The organism is Methylobacterium nodulans ORS 2060 (genome assembly GCF_000022085.1).
GTDB classification, from domain to species: Bacteria; Pseudomonadota; Alphaproteobacteria; order Rhizobiales; family Beijerinckiaceae; genus Methylobacterium; species Methylobacterium nodulans.
Genome location: NC_011894.1, coordinates 2140121 through 2156416, shown reverse-complemented (window position 1 = coordinate 2156416; position 16296 = coordinate 2140121). Strand labels below are relative to the sequence as shown.

Genomic DNA, 16296 nt, shown 5'->3' with positions numbered 1-16296 from the left:
CTCTCGTCGATGACGCATCCGTCCAGCTCAACCATCCTCGACACCCTGCTGGCCTTCGCCGAGGAGGCTGCCGCCATGGCTCTGGCCCACCGCGAGGCCGGCCTTGCGGTCACCTATAAGGATGCGGGGCTCGGCCAAGCGCTGACCGAGGCCGATCTCGCCATCAGCCGCCTGCTTCACGACCGCTTCGGTCCGCGACTGATCGAGGAAGAGACGGTCGATGCTCTTGGCCATGCGGCGGCAAGACAGCTCCTTGCCGAAGACGAATGGACCTTCGTGGGCGATCCCATCGACGGGACGAAGCCTTATTCCGGCGGCCTGTCGAGCTGGGGCACGATGGTGGCCGCCTGCCGCAGGGGCTGGCCGCGCGCGAGCGTCATGAGCCTGCCCGCCTGGGCCGACGACCGGGCGGACCCGTTCCGGCAGCTTCCCGCCTCAGACCAAAGCGGCCTGCTCCTCGCGGCGGTCGACGGCGCGGCCTACTGGGCACCGACGCGCGGGGGCCGCCGGACCGGGGAGCTGCAGCCGCTCCGGCCGCCGGAGCGGCGCACGCACCACGTGGGATGGCTGCCCGTCGCCGCACAGCGATACACGCTTGATTACGAACAGGGGTTTTTTCCCTGGAGTGAGAGCAGCGCGATCGCCGACGCCGCGCTCATGGCCCTCGGCCGGCTCGATGCCACATGCCTCAACCACATGCTCTGGGATGCCGCGGCCGTGCTGCCGGTGCTGGAGGCCCTCGGCTTCAGACTCTATCGCTGGCCCGATCTGGCTCCTCCGCCGGCCACGCTGGTCGAGATGTTCGACGATCAGTTCTCCGGCCATGACGCGCTCTGGCTCATCTGCCGGGATGCCGATCAGGCACGGCGCTTCGCGAGGGCTGTGCGCGTGTCCCCGGGCCGCGACCCTTGACCGGATGCTGCCGGGGCCTCACTGGCCGGCCCTGGCCCGGACGCTCCGTGCGCCGCGACAGGGGCGATGCCCGCGCCACGGCGGAGGCGGTCTTCATGGCTCTGGCCGGTCGCTCCGGACAGGGGGCGATGTCAGCGATCGGCCCGCGCCCGCGCAGGGATGACACGCGGAACGGCCTGTCCCGCGCCGTTGCCGACTGACGGGCTGGCGACCTCAGGCCTTGTCTCTGCCGGCCAGGGTGGGGGATGTACCGTCCACGGCGCGCGGGGGAGCCCGCCCGCAATCACGGTTCATCGATGGTCTCATCGAGCAGACGATCCATCCTGGCAACGTCAGGTTCCTCCTGGATCGGTCCAGCAGCCGCACGCTTCACCGCCGCGATGCTCTGCTCGCAATCCTCCTTCCGGAACCATCCCTGCGGCGACACGGCGAGAATTGTCTTGTCACTGTCGATGAGGCGCCATCGCCACTCGGTGCGAATACCGCCACCGGCTTCAGTCTGGAACATCTCGAAGAGCGGATCGTCGCTGTTGGACATGGGACGCTCCTCCTGTTTGAAAACAATCAGAGTAATCAGACGTGGCGCGGGGCGGCAAGCGAGCTGACGCGGGCCGTCGCCGGGCTCAGTCACAAGGCGCTTGCAGGAGCCTGCGGCGCGAGAGCGTCCTGCGCCGCAATGGGCGCCGGTTCGGCGCCGGAGAGCGCGACACGGCAAGACCGTGAGAGCCCTGCCCGATTGATCCGGATCGGCCGATCCGACCGGAGCCGCCACGGCTCTCGAGCATTGTCCGGCCCATCGTGGCGGGGTTGCGTCGATGAGCGACGACACCGCAGGCACGGGTATCACCCCCCGCATCGATTCCGCCGCCCGGAATGGATCGGAGCGTCTAGCCGAAGCAATGGCTGCCATGCATGATCATGGCTGGTCGCCTTCGTCGCGCCTGACAGACTGACGGCGCCTAACCCAGGGAGCCATCCATGTCGACGGATGAGATCGCCCGCCTTGAAGCCCTCGAACGGGCATTCGCTGCCCTGGTCACGCAGCTGCAGGCTGGCGGGCTGGACGTGGCTGCATTCAAGGGACGGTTGCGCGCGCTGGCCGTGTCGAGCACAGAAGCCAGCGGCGATGCCCAGGTCGCCAAGGCGCTGGCTCATCTCGAGCGGCGGATCCCATAACGAACGCATTGCCCCGACAGCGGCGTCGAACCTCCAACCGGGTCACATCGTCGGCGGCCTGAACGGGCGGTGCGTCCCATCCGGAGCTTCACGCATGATCAGCGCCCTGACGCATGCGGGCCGGAACCGTTGTCCATCGGTGTGATTGGCCTGACAGCGACAAGGGAATGGGAGATGCGTCATGCCGACCATGCCTGCGCCAGATCAGCCCTCTCCCCGGCCGAGTCCTGCTGATCCAGCACCAACGCCGGCGCACCCGCCGCAACCCGGAGAGCTGCCGCTGCCCGGTCCTGACGGCCAACCGCCTCCGACGCCGGACACGATCCCGTCACCGGGCGAGCCGGTGGGCATCCCGCCCGGGGCTCCTCCGGAAATTCCCTCCGGCCCCATCGCAGGTTTCGGTCTGAACCGCCGTGATCAGCTCAACCGGGGCTCGGCGGATTCCTCTTGGATGGCTCATCACCCGCCGCGGGCATGAGGGACCTGCCGGCAAAGTCAACGCGTGGGGAAACGCCGGCGTTGATGCGCGCGCCTCTCTGGTCGTGGACGCCTTGAAGGACTCAGAGTCCGTTGGGAAAGGGTGGCCAAGAGAAAATGCGGGATGATAGAGCATGTCTGCTCGTCTCGAATGGATGAATGGCCCCTCCTTGGTCTGGACCGCTGCAAATCGGCCGCGCTATGATCGTCGCAGCCAGAGATACCCGAGTGATATGACGAACGACGAGTGGCTCACCCTGGAGCCACTGCTTCCTGTCGCGGAGGGGATCGGGCGGCCCCGGACCTATCCTATTCGGGACATCATGAACGGCATCCGCTACGTGCAGCGGTACGGCATTCCCTGGGATGCCATGCCAAAGGATCTGCCGCCCGCCAGTCTCTGCTACGATTACTGGCGGTTGCTCACCGATGGCGGCCACATGGACCGGATCAACCATCATCTCGTGATGAGGGATCGTGAGAAGTCCGGGAAAGAAGCCAGTCCAACGCTGGCGATTGTGGATGCCCAGGCGGTGAAGTGTGACGCCCCGCAAGGCGAGCGCGGGTACGATGCGGCGAAACAAGTGCTGGGGCGCAAGCGGCATCTGGCGGTCGACAGCGACGGACGCCTGCTTGCGGTGATGATCACTCCGGCCAACGTTCAGGATCAAGAGGGCGGGATCCCGCTCGTCAAGCGCTTGGTTCGTCTCTGTCCCTGGATCAAGACAATCGTGGTGGACGGTGGGTACAAGGCCCGTTTCATTGAGGCGGTTCAGGCTGGCACGAGCCGTGTCGTGGAAGTGGTCGTACGGCCGCAATTTGGGAAGGGCTTTGTGCTTCTGCCGAAACGATGGCGGATTGAGCAAAGCATCGGCGCTCTCACGGTGTCGCGCCGTCTCAAGCTGGATTACGATACGCTGCTTCACATCTCGGCGGCGGCTATGCTTTTCGCCTCTATAACTCGGCTTCTCGCGTCAATCACTATGAAATGACCCTTTCCCAACGGACTCTCAAGGGGAGACACGCCGCAGCGTTCAGGCAAGCCCCGTCCACTCGGCGGAGAAGATGCGTCAGGGCGATCCTGTGCCGACAATCTCGACACGCAAGATCATCGTCTTCGCCGGACTGATCGGCTTCTTGCTCCCATCCATGATCATGGGGCTCGATCCTCACGCAGCGCGGCAGCTTTCGAACTCCAGGGAGGCGTGCAGAACATCTGCAGCGACTGAGCGTTGGTGCTGATGCCGAGGTGCGGCAGCCGTCACGATGATTGATCCGGCTCCGGGTTGAAGGAGTCGGTGTCGGAGTAGCCGTGATGTCCGATTACAGTCATGCTCGCTCCCGCATGGTCGATGTGCAGATCGCATCGCGTGGCGTGCGCGACAAAGCCGTCCTGGCGGCCATGCGCGAAGTTCCGCGCGAAGCCTTCGTCGAACCCGGCTTCGAGGAGTTCGCTTACGAGGACATTCCGCTGCCCATCAGCGAGGGGCAGACGATCTCGCAGCCCTACATCGTCGCCGCGATGATCGCTCTTGCCGAAGTGGAGCCGGGCGAGCGCGTGCTGGAGGTCGGAGCGGGCTCGGGCTATGCGGCAGCCGTCCTCAGCCGCATTGCCGAGCGGGTCTACGCGATCGAGCGCCATCCCTCGCTCGGCGAGCAGGCCAGACGGCGTTTCGACAAGCTCGGCTATGGCAATATCGAGCTGCGCGTCGGCGACGGCACCCGCGGCTGGCCCGAGGCCGCGCCGTTCGATGCGATTCTGGTCGCCGCCAGCGGGCCGGATGCGCCGCGCGCCCTGAAGGAGCAGCTCGTGATCGGCGGCCGCCTCGTGATTCCGGTCGGCAGCGACGAGCGCCAACAAACCCTGCTCAAGGTGACCCGGACCTCCGAGACCGACTACGAGGAAGAGGATTTCGGGCCGGTCATGTTCGTCCCGCTGATCGGCGAGCAGGGCTGGTCGGAAGACGGTCGGCGATCCGCGAGCCGTCATGTTCCGGGACAGGCGCGGGGAGAGACCCTGCCGCAGATGATTGCCAAGGCCGCCGAGCCGCTGCCGGACCTCGATGATCCAGCCTTCGGGCGCCTCTTCGAGCGCTTCGCCGACCGGCGGATCGTGCTGCTCGGCGAAGCGAGCCACGGCACGGCCGAGTTCTATCGGGCGCGGGCGGCCATCACCCGGTCCCTGGTCGAGCGGCATGGATACACGATCGTAGCGGTCGAAGCGGACTGGCCGGACGCGGCCGCGGTCGACCGCTACGTCCGGCACCGCTCCGCGCGCGCGGCTGCGGAGCCGCCGTTCCAGCGCTTCCCGACCTGGATGTGGCGCAACACCGATATCGCGGACCTGACCGCCTGGATGCGCGCGCGCAATGCCGGCCTGACCGATCGCACGAGACAGGTCGGCTTCTACGGGCTCGATATGTACAACATGCGCGGCTCCATCGCGGCCGTGCTGGCCTATCTGGACAAGGTCGATCCCGAGGCCGCCAAGGTCGCCCGGGAACGCTACGGCTGCCTGACCCCCTGGCAGAAGGAGCCATCGACCTATGGTCGCGCGGTGCGGACGGCCGGCTATCGGAAATGCGAGGAGGCCGTGATCGCCCAGTGCCGCGAGCTTCTCGCGAAGCAGCTCGAATATGCGAGCGACGACCGCGACAGCTTCCTCGATGCTGCGCAGAACGCGCGCCTGATCGCCTCCGCGGAGCGGTATTACCGCATCATGTATTACGGCGGCGCGGAGTCCTGGAACCTGCGCGACACGCACATGGTCGAGACGCTCACCCACGTTCTCGACGCACGCGGCTCCGGCTCGAAGGCGATCGTCTGGGCCCACAACTCGCATATCGGCGATGCGCGCTACACGGATATGGGCTTCGTGCGGGGCCAGTTGAACATCGGCCAGCTCTGTCGTGAGCGCTTCGGCGACGCGGCCGCGCTGATCGGCTTCGGCACCCATACCGGCTCCGTCGCGGCCGCGACGGACTGGGATGGCGATATGGAGATCAAGCGGGTTCGCCCCTCGCACCGGGACAGCTACGAACGGCTCTGCCACGATTCCAATGTGCCGCGTTTCCTCCTGGATCTCCGCAAGGGGCAGCACGATGCCCTTCGCCACCGGCTGCTGGAACCACGGCTGGAGCGGTTCATCGGCGTGATCTACCGGCCCGAGACCGAATTGTTGAGCCACTATGCGGATGCATCGCTGCCGCAGCAATTCGATGCCTATGTCTGGTTCGATGAGACTGCGGCCGTGACCCCGCTCGGACCCGAACACGCCAAGCCCGGCGTGCCGGACACCTACCCGTTTGGGCTGTAGCGCGATGCTTCGCGACATCGGCTATGTTCTCGACAAACTCGACTGGATGCGCCGCGAGCGGATCTGGCCCAACGGGCTGCGCTATCTCTGGACCGATGCCTTCGGGGTGGTGCTCTACGTCTCCCTGTTCCGGGAACTCGGCGACCAGCATTGGCTGCGCGAGGCCGAAACACTGGTCGGCGAGGTTGAGCGCGTGCTCGGGCGACCGCGCGGGGTCCGGATCGGGGAGGCTCCGGATCGGGACGGGCAGTACTTCCATTATCTTGCCATGTGGCTCTTCGCGCTGGCGCGGCTGGGCGATCTCAAACCGGAGTACCGCAACCGCGGCATCGCGCTCGCGCGCGACATCCACCCGGCCTTCGTGATCCCGGGCCGTGGTGTGTTCTGGAAGGCGGAGGAGGACCTGAGCGGCCCCTACCCGGGTTACGGGTTCGGTGCCATGGACGCCTATGGCGGCTACGTGTCCTATCGCCTCCTCGACGAGGACGCCCTCGCGGCGGAGATCGCCCAGATGCGGGATCTGATCGAGCAGGATTGGCGCCGCCTCGACATCGATCAGGATCTGGGGCTCGGCATGATGCTGTGGCTTGCCCACTTCTTTCCCGACGAGCCGTGGGCAAGGGCGCAGACGGCGCGCTCGCTCGCGACGCTTGACCGAATGTGGGTCGACCCGCCCGGCTACTTCAGCCGCGCTCCGGCGCTGCGCACCGCGAAGTTCGCCTTTGCCAATTACGGTGTCTCGGTCGGCCTTCAGGCCGCCGCGGCTTGGCCCGACCGGGTTTCGCGGCTGAACGCCTTTTTCGAAACGTGGCGGTCCGGTGACGAATACGACCGCGAGGCGATCACCTGGGTGATGGCCTGCACGTCGCACCTGCCCGGTGCGTTTCTCGCAACGGCATGAGAGGAGACGAGCATGGAGAAGGAGCGCGGGGAGCGAATCCGCAGGCGTGCCTACCAGATCTGGGAGGCAGAGGGTCATCCTCACGGGAGGGACAGAGCGCATTGGGACCAAGCCGAGCGGGAACTCGGCGCGTCGGCGAGCACCGCGGTCGAGGCGGTTGAGACAGCAGAGGAGGTCGGCGGTGCGACCGAGAGACCCGACGAGGTTCCGACGCGGTCGGAGGTCGCGGGATCGACGCCCGCAGAAGCAGCCGCAACCTCGCGCAAGCTCTCCCCGCAATCTCCCCCCGACGAAAAAACCAAGAGAAAGCTGCCTGACGGCAACAAAAAGTAACCGTAGCGATTATTTACAATAATGAGTCTCATAATCTAAGTTATTTCGCTTTCTATCCTTCCAATTGTGCGGCGGCTCATGGCGAGGCAGGTCCAGGTCTCAGTAGCAGACAGGCGCTACCGAGCCTTTCGGTGGCGGGATCGGGCAATCCGCGCCGCGATCACGTGGCCCGCCGTTCCCGGCCTCTCACGCCGGAGGGCTGATCGGCATGGTGCCGTTTCTGCAACAGCAGGCATAAAATGGTGCCGGTCGGGATTACCGTCCACCCTTTCGCCCCGACCAGAAAACCGCGTCGACCGAGGCGGATAGCCTGTAGCTTATAAGTCTTATTGTAATACTTCAAAACTGGCGATGTGAATCGTCCATTTCCGGGTCTTGTCCGCAGATCAGGGACGCATAGAACCCGCCGGCGATTGATAATGCGCTGATCGGTTGTTGGCGGCCATACAATGGAACATTTCCAGAGATCTCGTCGAGCCAGGTTCCTGCTGGCGTCGGTGCCGGCCGCGTTGATGGGTGCGGCCGTGGCACGGGCGCAGTCGGACGTATCCGCACCGTCGCCGGACACCATTGCCCTGGAGACCATCGACATCGCCGGCAGGTCGGGCGGCGCGGCAAACACGGTCGGGTATCTCACCCGCCGCACCTCGTCGGCGACCAAAACGGATACGCCGCTGATCGACACGCCCCAGTCGATCACGATCGTGACCCAGGAACAGATCCGCGACCAAAATTTTCAGAACCTGACCGATCAGCTCCGTTATGTGCCGGGTGTCATTCCCGCTCAGGGTGAGAGCAACCGGGATCAGGCCATCATCCGCGGTCAGAACACCAGCGCGGATTTCTTCGTGAACGGGATCCGTGACGACGTTCAATATTACCGGGATCTCTACAATGTTCAACGTGTGGAGGTCCTGAAGGGGCCGGACTCCCTGATCTTCGGCCGCGGCGGGGGCGGCGGCGTGATCAACCGCGTGCTCAAGGAGGCCGATGGCCTGCGGATTCGCGAGATCGGCGCGGGCGGCGGCCAGTTCGGCGACAAGCGCGTGACCGTCGACGTCGGCGACCGTTTCAGCGACAGCGCCTTCTTCCGCCTCAACGGCATGTTCGAGGACAGCGGCACCTACCGCCAGTTCGGCGAGCTGACGCGCTACGGCGTCAACCCGACCATGACCTTCCTCATCGATCCGGTCACGACGCTGAAGCTGTCCTACGAGTACTTCCATGACGATCGCTTCCCCGATCGCGGCATCCCCTCGCAGTTCGGCCGACCCTATCGCTACCGCCAGAACATCTCGACCTTCTTCGGCAATCCCGAGGTGAACTTCACCAAGGTCGACGCCAACATCGCGACCGCGACCTTCGATCACCTGTTCGACAGCGGCGTGCAGATGCACAGCCAGCTGCGCTTCGCCGATTACGACCGCTTCTACCGCAACACTCTGCCCGGCAGTGCGGTCAACAACGCGGGGACGGCGGTCACGATCACGGGCTACCGCAACGAAACCGACCGGACCAATTACTTCAGTCAGAACGACTTCATCTACAAGTTCCTGACCGGACCACTCAAGCATACGCTGCTTGGCGGTTTCGAACTCGGCTATCAGGAAGGGCTCGTATTCCGGCAGACGGGTTTCTTCGGCAGCAATCTCGCGACGAGCGTCGTCGTGAACCCGCTCGCGCCGATCACCCGCGTGCCCGTCACCTTCCGCAACAACGGCACGACGGACGCCAACAGCCGCTACAGCCTCGGTCTCGCCGCCGTTTACGCCCAGGATCAGGTCGAGGTCACCGACTGGCTGCAGCTCATCGGCGGGCTGCGCTACGACCATTTCGACTTCGCGTCGACCGACCAACGGACCCTCGTCACGAACGCCCGCATCGACAACCTCGTCTCGCCACGTGCCGGCATCGTGCTCAAGCCGTTGCCGAACTTGGCATTCTACGGCAGCTACAGCGTCTCCTACCTGCCGAGCTCGGGCGACCAGATCGGGGCCTTCACGCCGGGACTGGTCATCGCCAAGCCCGAGGAATTCGAGAACACCGAGGTGGGCGTGAAGTACGACGTGTCGCCCACCTTCCAGCTTACGGCCGCCGCGTACAACCTCGACCGCAGGAACCAGCGTCTCGCCGATCCGAACAATCCGGGTTTCTTCATCCTCTCGGGGCGGACGAACACGCAGGGCATCGAGATCGGCGCCAACGGCTACGTCACCGACTGGTGGCAGATCGCGGGCGGCTATGCCCTGACCGATGCCCGCATCGAAAGCGCAACCTCGGCCACGATCGTCAAGGGCAACACCGTCGGCCTGGTTCCGTTCAATTCCGTCTCACTCTGGAACAAGTTCGCCGTCACCAAGGAGTTCTCGATCGGCGTCGGTTACATCTATCAGACGCATACTTTCGCGAGCTCCGACAACACGGTTCGCTTGCCCGGATACAATCGGTTCGACCTCGGGTTGTTCTATGAAGTCAACGAGTCGGTGCGTGCCCAGATCAACATCGAGAACCTGTTCGACCGGCGCTACATCTACACGGCGGATAACAACAACAACATCACGCCGGGTGCGCCACGCACCATTCGGGCTCAAGTCATCGTTCGGTTCTGAGGACCATGAAAGATGCGGCTCGCGCGGCATCGGGCCGCCGGTCCGGCCCGAATTGTCGATGTCAAGCCAGAGGCTTCTCGAAGAGATTTGACGAAGATTTGAGCCCGGATCCAACGGGCCTTGCCAAGGCCCGTTGGCATCACGATCGTCATGCGCCTGCCCCCTCGGGTCCGAGCTGAGCAGGCTGGTTGCAGCCCCGCACACAGCAGGGCCGGTCACTCAACCAGGCCGGACGAATATTTGAATCCGACGGGCAATACATTCGAGTAAGCGTCGAAGTTAAAGGTCACAGAACCATTGTAACTTACCCGCCCCGCGATGACGTAGCCGCTCTTGGCCACATCACTGATACTCCCGGATCCCGTCATGCTCAAGGTCGAGGTCGGCAGGTAGATCGTTCCATCCATGAGGATGTCGGGACTGCCTCGCACCACGCTCGTCGTCGTTGCGGCCGCGCTGCGCGACTGAAAAATCAACAGCCCGCGGTAAGGTCCCGAACTGGGCGCCTTGAGGTTCACCGTACCTGATGCCGCGAACTTCAGGGTCGAGTTCGCATCCAGAAAGATCGTCACTCCCGAACCCACGAGCGAAGCGTTCTGCAGCAATTCGACCGTGGCATTCTTGAAGTAGTACAACCCAGGCTGCAGATAGAAATCGCCGTTTCCATTCAGAGTGATCTTGCCGCAGTAAGTCACGTTGGACGGCAACGTCATCCCGGAACCCGTGTTGAGGCCATTGTAGTAGCAGCCGGCCGTGGGCTGCGCCGGCTCCGGGATGTCGGCCAGAGGGTCTGGAGCCGCGGCGCACTTGGTGATCGGCTTCGGGCTGAAACTCGTCCCGGAATAGCCGCCGACGATACAGAAGGAGCGTGCCTGCGCGGTGCTGTTGTTGCCGACCGTGGCTGCCGTGGCGGAGGTGGAGTTTACCTGCACGCCGCAGTTCGGCACGGAGAGCCGGCCCGTCCCCGACACGCTCAGAGCATCCGAGGCCGATGGGTCCAGTACGAGAAAGCAATAGGCCGGCGAGAACCGGACCGCCACGGCGCTGACGGAAATGTCAGGGGTCGACCACCCCAGCGCCTTGGCGAAAGCCAGCACGACAGGGTTGCCATGCGCCTGATTGCGGGATGCGGTCACCTGCACCGCATTGGCCGGGGTCGCTCCGGGCGTGAATGATTTGGCAGCGGAATTGTAGGATCCGAACCGAACGTCGGAGGCCGCCGTAACGGTGCCAGCTCCGGTTCCGGCGTTGTCGGCTGCGATCGACAGAGCGCGGTCGAGGGCTGTGGTCGTGTCCGGCAGGACAGCGACCGCCGCGAGCGAGGCTGCATCGGCCGCAACCTTCAGCCTGTGCTTGACCAGCTGTAACGTCGAGAGGTCGATTGCCAGGGCTGCGATCCCGAGCCCGATGGGCAAGAGCAGGCTGGCAAGCACCGTGATCTGACCAGATCGGTCGCGCAGAAGGCGTCTCATGTGCCAGGCTCCTGCTGCATGCTGACCTTGGCGTGCAGGACCACGCCGCCATAGGCCCAGCTCAGAAGAGTGGTGGGGGTCGCGACCTTGGCGGAGAAGGCAACTTCCGTCGTGAAGCGGTTGCTGCTCGGGTCCGTGGGGGCGGTCTGGGTGACGTTGACCGTCGTGCCTGCGGCGACCCAGCTTGGAAGCTGCTGGATGACGGCGCTAGAGGCCTGAGCGGCTGAGATGCGGTTGGTGGCGAGCCGGCGCGTGACATCGCGCGCGGCGCTCTCGGCGGCATTGAGGGTGTAGATCATGATGCCGAACTCGATGATGCCGAAGCCAAGCACAATCAGCACGGGTGCAAGCAAGGCGAACTCGACGGAGTTAGTCCCGTCTTGATTGTGGGGGAAGCTCCTTCGATGCCTCATCAGACCGCCATACGGGTTGAGGATTGGTCCAGGCCTCAACGATTAGCTTGCAGCTCTGACTGATGCCCGAACGCTATCAATCACATTTTAGGTTCTTTTGCTGCATTGCCGCGATATGACCGGCATACCTTGAGCTCAATATCGGCGAGAACCTGCAGCCGGAGACCCATGCAACAAAAGCGGCTGGTGGTATCGATGAAACCCGCAGATTCAGGGCGGCCTGGGGACAGAAACTCGCCAACCGTTCGATGCAGGCCGCCACGGCATTGGTCTGGATTGAAGCTCCGCTGTTCGCCCCGCAGCGGTCTTTCGCCCTACGGCTCCGCAAAGGGCTACGACGGATCACCCGCTCCACTCGTTACAAACCAGTTTCATCCATGTTCAAACCGTCACGATGATGGCGAGCAACAACTATGAACTCTTCCGCAATGGCGTTTTCGATGAAATCCCTTCTGTGAGAAGCGTGAGGCCGTTGCTGTCGTTGCGAGTCGTCACGGCGTCGGTCTGAGCTCGCTCTTCGGATATCCCGGGCAGTGCTTCTGCGCGGAAGCGCAATCGTTTCGTCTCTCGATCTTCTCCTTGATGCCGAAGCTCGCCGGCCACCAGCTCAGAAGCACGCCCTTGCAAGAGCTCAACGCGGGCCGGCCGCTCCTGACATGGGGGGCGATGTCCACGACCGACCCGCGGTCCCGCTTCGCTGGGGGGACAGGTGCGGAACGGATCAATCATGAACAGGTGATGTTGCTGGATGATGTGCGGGCCGGGCATTTGTCGTGAAGCCCCCATCGCCCAGCCCGCAGCCCCGCACCGAGGAAGCGATGTGCAGAGCAGGCCGAGCTTGACCATGTTGTGTTTCTGGCGTGTGTGCAACCTTCCGGCCGCAATTGCTCGATGTCGTTTGCCATCTCGACGCATCGCCTCGGCATCCGACTGATCAATATCCCCCTTCATCGTCCGGCAATAGCAAGATTTTTGGCCTCACCTGCCGTAATTGCACCTGCCGCTCTGACATTAATTGTTAGACTGTGATACTGATCTGCTTACGCAACTGCGTCGCTTGCAGATCGAGGCGATATCGATGGCCTCACGGCTTGCCGATCTGTACTTCCAAGCCGTTGTCTCGGCGATCGTTTTCGTCTTCCACCGGATTTTCGCCGCTGCGGAGGCGCTCGACAGCGCCTGGTCGATCTGGGACGAGTCGTCAGCCCCGCCCGTGATTTCCTGTATGGCGGCTGAGCCGGAAGGAGCAGGTCCGGGCACGGATCGACGAACTCGCCGGGATCGGCTTCGCCACCCTGCTGGACTGCGGGCGGGTCCGGACGGCGATCGCCGTCCGGAAGCAGCTCTCCAGCTGGCCGAGCTTCGGCTGGGGCCGACGCGCTGGGCCGCGGGGCTCACGGCCTGACTTCCCGTGCGCCTCCGGGCTCTGCGGCGCAGACACCGGAGAGAGACCATGACGAAGTTCCTGACGCCGGGCGTGGTGACCGGCCTGCTCTCGGGCGCGGCGATCGGCGTCAGCCTCGCCGGCAAGCCTGCGCTCTCCGCATTCCTGAACGCCCCCTCCACCGCGGTGAACGCGCTGGCGGCCCTCGGCGCGGTCGGCGCGCTCGCAGCCGGCCTCCTCAAGGGCGTGTGCCCGTAATCCTGGCGCTCTCCCCGCTCTCGGGAGAGCGCCTCCTGCCGGTCCTCATGGCACAGCTAAATCGAACCTGACCTGCGTGGAAGCCGCCCCGCTCCTCATGCTGAGGTGCAGGCGATCGAAGATCGCGCAGCCTCGAAGCACCCCGGACCGGTGATCCCAGCCACCCGGAGCTTGGGACGAGCGGTCCGGCGTGCTTCGAGGGCCGGCGTAGCCGGCCACCTCAGCATGAGGGCTGGGTTGGCTGCCCCAGAAGGGAGCGCTCGGTCAGCCGGTTTCATCCATCAGGGTCGGCAAAGGCCGGTGGCGAAGTGATGCCAACGGCTTGAGGCTGCTGACGCAGCGGGACGTTGACCTGTCTCGAATTCCCGATGCCAAGCCAAAGGCTTTCTGATGAGGCTTGGCGACAATTCGAGACTGGAACCAACGGTCCTTCTCAAGGCCCGTTGATCGTATGGACGGGATAGAAGCAAGGCAGCAGGACGCCCGACCAGTCGCCGCGGTGCCGGAGGTGGCGGCGGCGAGGAGTGGCCGCCGCACACAGCATCAGGCGAGGTGCATCCGCAGCATGATCGAGAGGCCGAAAGCCAAGGCAGAGCCCGCCACGACGACGCCAATCCACAGAGCGCGCCGAGGGAGCTGCGGCGATTGCGGCAGGCTCGGCTCCACCACCACCGTGAAGAACTCGATCTGGCGATCGGCGATCATCCGGGCCCGCTCCCGCGCGGCGATGACGAGCCCGTAGAAGGTCTGAGCGTTCTTGCGGTCGACGTTGAGCTGCTCGAAGCGCGTCAGCGCGTCGGCGAGGACCTTGTGCTGGCTGGGATCCTGGGTCGTCGCCTCGCTCTCAAGGCCAGCGATGGTGGCGTCGAGCTGGGCGATCTGCGCCTTCAGGTCCTGGATGCTGCGCGCGTTGTCCTTCAGGTCGCGCTGCAGCAGCGCCAGCTTCACCGCGAGGTTGATGCGCTGCTCGCGCACCTGGGCGATCATCTTGACATTGGCTTCGTTGGTCTTCTGAGCGTCGAGCACGCCGGCGCGGTTGCGTAGGCCCCACTCCACAATCTGGAGTTCGGTGAGGCGGCCCTCTGCGCGCTGAAGCGCGTGGTCGCTCTCGGCGAGCGCATCCTGGCGCGCCTTGGCCGTGAGCTCGTTCATCCTCCGCTCGCTCTCGGTGAGGATCGCCTTGCTGATCGCCACCGAGTCGTGGGGGTCGAACGCGTTCACCGTCACCGAGATGATGCCGGACGTGCCTTCGACCTTCACCGCGACGCGGCTGCGCCAGTAGCGCACCAGCTTCTCGATCGACCGGTCGGGATCGAACCGCGAGAACCAGTCGATGGAATCGCGGGAGAACATCTCGCGCAGGGGCAGCTGGCGCTCGATCGCCTCAACCATCTGCCGGCTCGTAATGTACTCGGAGGCAAGATGCGTGTCTTGGGCGATCATCTGATTGAGATTGCCGGCCGCGCCTCCCCCATCCTTGTTGTGGGTCGCTTCGGTAGCGCCGAATGCCGGGCGGATCGCGAAATTCACTTCTGTGACATAGCGGTCCGACAGGTAGAACCCGAACACGGCGAGCCCGATGAGGCAGGGCAGCACGACCAGGGCCACGAACAGGATCGGCGTGATGAAGTCGCGGCGCCGCAGCGCCCGTGCCTCGCGGAGCTGCTGGCGCGGGTCGTTGTAGCGCGACACGCGCGCCATCTGGCGCAGCGACTCCGAGACCAAGCGTGAGCGCTCAGCCGGATTGAGCGGCTGGCCTGTCGGATTGCGGGCGTCGACCGTCATGCGGGAGGATTCCGGTTCAAGCTCGAAGAGCGGGACGGCGGGTTGGGCGCGGCCGGCCTACTGGTTCAGGCGCTGGTAGACCTCGATGGCATCGTTGATGTCCGAATAGATCACCGCCCGCCCGTTCGCCAGCACGATCCCTTCCATGCTGTACCGGCACAGCATGTCCAGAATATGGGAGCGGTCGGACACGCAAAGCGACAGGCTGGCGAGCCCGCGGCTCCATGCGAGGACGGCGGGAGACCGGGTGTCGAGATTGGGGGAATCGGCCCTCGTGACGCGCCTCGGGCGCACGAACATCACGCACCAAGTTGTCCAGAGCAGTGTCTAGAAACCGAGGTCCGGGAGCCAATCTGCGATGTAAGTGATTGATTTGATCTGGCTGGGGGACGTGGATTCGAACCACGACTAACGGAGTCAGAGGCACCTTGTATCGGTGATACTTCAAGCACTTAGGCCCTTTCCAGCGCGTCTAACTCGAATCCCGTTCATTGCAGAATTCGGGATTTTGTCTAACCCGGAGAGGCCTTCCCAGATGCCCGAATTCCCCTCTCAGCCCCTCATGCCCGCCCACGTCTGGCAGCTCTATGGCGAGATCAAGGCCTGCCGCGACGGCGAGGCTATCGCGCTGATCGACCGCAACGGCTTCAAGGTCTGGAGCCGCCACGACCGCGACCGGGCCGGAACTGGCAGCCCGTGCCGAAGGCCACGAATCACTCCCACAGCTCGGGCCTCCGGCTGTTCGACAACAGGCTGGTGAGGATGGAAGGCCGGCGTCTGGTGCTGCTCGAGCAGCGGCAAGCCTCCGCGGAGTGAGGCCGTCCACAGACTGCGCCGTGATGATAGCCGGCGGGTGTTGGCGCGCGGCCTCGCCCGCAGGCCGCGTCCCGCCATGTCCGACTCGGCCACGCTCAACGCCCCCTCCCCCACCGTCCTCGAATGGAGCCGCGGGCTCGCCAGTCTGTCACCGGGCCAGCCGCCATGCCCCGGGTTCAGGCCAGACGAATGGGTCGAGACGCTGGCGAACTGCCGACGGTTCGTGAACGATTTCGGACCTGAGGCTGACCGGCTCGGCTGGGCGCTTTGACGCTGTTTGGGGTCCACCCTTAGTCCGGCGCGAATCGCAGCGACTGGTCGGGCGTGCTGATGCCGTGCACCGACCCGGTCCTGGAGGTGCGGGCCGACTACCTGAAGAAACACCTCTGGACGATCCGGGGGCACAAGCCGTGGCGGTACTGCGGGATCCCAGTGTGAGAGTTC

Annotated in this window: 15 protein-coding genes; 10 read left to right on the top strand and 5 right to left on the bottom strand. The window is 64.6% G+C overall.

Annotation, left to right across the window (positions count from 1 at the left end):
- Window positions 1-9 precede the first annotated feature (9 nt).
- Complete coding sequence (locus MNOD_RS09910; RefSeq protein ID WP_015928732.1) at window positions 10-912, top strand: inositol monophosphatase family protein; 903 nt, start codon at window positions 10-12, stop codon at window positions 910-912.
- Between the two features lie 283 nt (window positions 913-1195).
- On the opposite strand, the gene MNOD_RS09905 is transcribed toward MNOD_RS09910, so the two are convergent.
- The gene (locus MNOD_RS09905) at window positions 1196-1450 is read right to left on the bottom strand and encodes a YegP family protein (protein ID WP_015928731.1); all 255 of its coding nucleotides are present in this window, start codon (window positions 1448-1450) and stop codon (window positions 1196-1198) included.
- Window positions 1451-1890: 440 nt separating this feature from the next.
- On the opposite strand from MNOD_RS09905, the gene MNOD_RS09900 reads away from it, so the two are divergent.
- The 6 genes from MNOD_RS09900 to MNOD_RS09875 all read left to right on the top strand — a co-directional run bounded on the left by MNOD_RS09900 (window position 1891) and on the right by MNOD_RS09875 (window position 9724).
- Window positions 1891-2088 (top strand): hypothetical protein, encoded by a 198-nt coding sequence (locus MNOD_RS09900; RefSeq protein WP_015928730.1) that lies wholly within the window; start codon window positions 1891-1893, stop codon window positions 2086-2088.
- A 611-nt stretch (window positions 2089-2699) separates the two neighbouring features.
- Complete coding sequence (locus MNOD_RS09895) at window positions 2700-3557, top strand: IS5-like element ISMno12 family transposase (RefSeq protein ID WP_015927380.1); 858 nt, start codon at window positions 2700-2702, stop codon at window positions 3555-3557.
- 323 nt (window positions 3558-3880) lie between these two features.
- Window positions 3881-5881 carry a protein-L-isoaspartate(D-aspartate) O-methyltransferase gene (locus tag MNOD_RS09890; RefSeq protein ID WP_015928729.1) on the top strand — a complete coding sequence of 667 codons (2001 nt, stop codon included), beginning with the start codon at window positions 3881-3883 and terminating at the stop codon, window positions 5879-5881.
- 4 nt (window positions 5882-5885) lie between these two features.
- Window positions 5886-6782, top strand: coding sequence for a hypothetical protein (locus MNOD_RS09885; RefSeq protein WP_015928728.1), 897 nt, complete (start codon window positions 5886-5888; stop codon window positions 6780-6782).
- A 12-nt stretch (window positions 6783-6794) separates the two neighbouring features.
- On the top strand, window positions 6795-7115 hold the full coding sequence (locus tag MNOD_RS09880) for a DUF2934 domain-containing protein (protein WP_015928727.1): 321 nt from the start codon (window positions 6795-6797) through the stop codon (window positions 7113-7115).
- 449 nt (window positions 7116-7564) lie between these two features.
- Entirely contained in the window at window positions 7565-9724 is a 2160-nt protein-coding gene (locus MNOD_RS09875) for a TonB-dependent receptor (protein WP_015928726.1), read from the top strand.
- Window positions 9725-9939: 215 nt separating this feature from the next.
- Here the strand turns inward: MNOD_RS09875 and MNOD_RS09870 are convergent, their stop codons facing one another.
- Window positions 9940-11196 carry a pilus assembly protein TadG-related protein gene (locus MNOD_RS09870; protein ID WP_015928725.1) on the bottom strand — a complete coding sequence of 419 codons (1257 nt, stop codon included), beginning with the start codon at window positions 11194-11196 and terminating at the stop codon, window positions 9940-9942.
- Complete coding sequence (locus MNOD_RS09865; protein WP_043748432.1) at window positions 11193-11549, bottom strand: TadE family protein; 357 nt, start codon at window positions 11547-11549, stop codon at window positions 11193-11195. The genes MNOD_RS09870 and MNOD_RS09865 overlap by 4 nt, the downstream gene beginning before the upstream one ends.
- 1117 nt (window positions 11550-12666) lie before the next feature.
- On the opposite strand from MNOD_RS09865, the gene MNOD_RS46285 reads away from it, so the two are divergent.
- Window positions 12667-13014, top strand: a complete 348-nt coding sequence (locus MNOD_RS46285) for a hypothetical protein (protein ID WP_157091416.1) — start codon at window positions 12667-12669, stop codon at window positions 13012-13014.
- A gap of 48 nt (window positions 13015-13062) precedes the next feature.
- Entirely contained in the window at window positions 13063-13251 is a 189-nt protein-coding gene (locus MNOD_RS09855; RefSeq protein ID WP_015928723.1) for a hypothetical protein, read from the top strand.
- Between the two features lie 543 nt (window positions 13252-13794).
- Here the strand turns inward: MNOD_RS09855 and MNOD_RS09850 are convergent.
- Both MNOD_RS09850 and MNOD_RS48880 read right to left on the bottom strand, forming a co-directional pair.
- Window positions 13795-15036 carry a KpsE/RkpR family capsule polysaccharide export protein gene (locus MNOD_RS09850; RefSeq protein ID WP_015928722.1) on the bottom strand — a complete coding sequence of 414 codons (1242 nt, stop codon included), beginning with the start codon at window positions 15034-15036 and terminating at the stop codon, window positions 13795-13797.
- A gap of 57 nt (window positions 15037-15093) precedes the next feature.
- Window positions 15094-15339, bottom strand: a complete 246-nt coding sequence (locus MNOD_RS48880; protein ID WP_244424696.1) for a hypothetical protein — start codon at window positions 15337-15339, stop codon at window positions 15094-15096.
- A gap of 232 nt (window positions 15340-15571) precedes the next feature.
- On the opposite strand from MNOD_RS48880, the gene MNOD_RS46280 reads away from it, so the two are divergent.
- A complete protein-coding gene (locus tag MNOD_RS46280) occupies window positions 15572-15796 on the top strand; it encodes a hypothetical protein (RefSeq protein ID WP_015928721.1) in 225 nt (74 codons plus the stop codon).
- Window positions 15797-16296 lie beyond the last annotated feature (500 nt).

Bases quoted from the DNA above. Each gene is read 5' to 3' on its own strand.
- MNOD_RS09910 (WP_015928732.1), top strand. From the start codon at position 10: ATGACGCATCCGTCCAGCTCAACCATCCTCGACACCCTGCTGGCCTTC.
- MNOD_RS09905 (WP_015928731.1), bottom strand. From the start codon at position 1,450: ATGTCCAACAGCGACGATCCGCTCTTCGAGATGTTCCAGACTGAAGCC.
- MNOD_RS09900 (WP_015928730.1), top strand. From the start codon at position 1,891: ATGTCGACGGATGAGATCGCCCGCCTTGAAGCCCTCGAACGGGCATTC.
- MNOD_RS09895 (WP_015927380.1), top strand. From the start codon at position 2,700: ATGTCTGCTCGTCTCGAATGGATGAATGGCCCCTCCTTGGTCTGGACC.
- MNOD_RS09890 (WP_015928729.1), top strand. From the start codon at position 3,881: ATGTCCGATTACAGTCATGCTCGCTCCCGCATGGTCGATGTGCAGATC.
- MNOD_RS09885 (WP_015928728.1), top strand. From the start codon at position 5,886: ATGCTTCGCGACATCGGCTATGTTCTCGACAAACTCGACTGGATGCGC.
- MNOD_RS09880 (WP_015928727.1), top strand. From the start codon at position 6,795: ATGGAGAAGGAGCGCGGGGAGCGAATCCGCAGGCGTGCCTACCAGATC.
- MNOD_RS09875 (WP_015928726.1), top strand. From the start codon at position 7,565: ATGGAACATTTCCAGAGATCTCGTCGAGCCAGGTTCCTGCTGGCGTCG.
- MNOD_RS09870 (WP_015928725.1), bottom strand. From the start codon at position 11,196: ATGAGACGCCTTCTGCGCGACCGATCTGGTCAGATCACGGTGCTTGCC.
- MNOD_RS09855 (WP_015928723.1), top strand. From the start codon at position 13,063: ATGACGAAGTTCCTGACGCCGGGCGTGGTGACCGGCCTGCTCTCGGGC.
- MNOD_RS09850 (WP_015928722.1), bottom strand. From the start codon at position 15,036: ATGACGGTCGACGCCCGCAATCCGACAGGCCAGCCGCTCAATCCGGCT.
- MNOD_RS46280 (WP_015928721.1), top strand. From the start codon at position 15,572: ATGCCCGAATTCCCCTCTCAGCCCCTCATGCCCGCCCACGTCTGGCAG.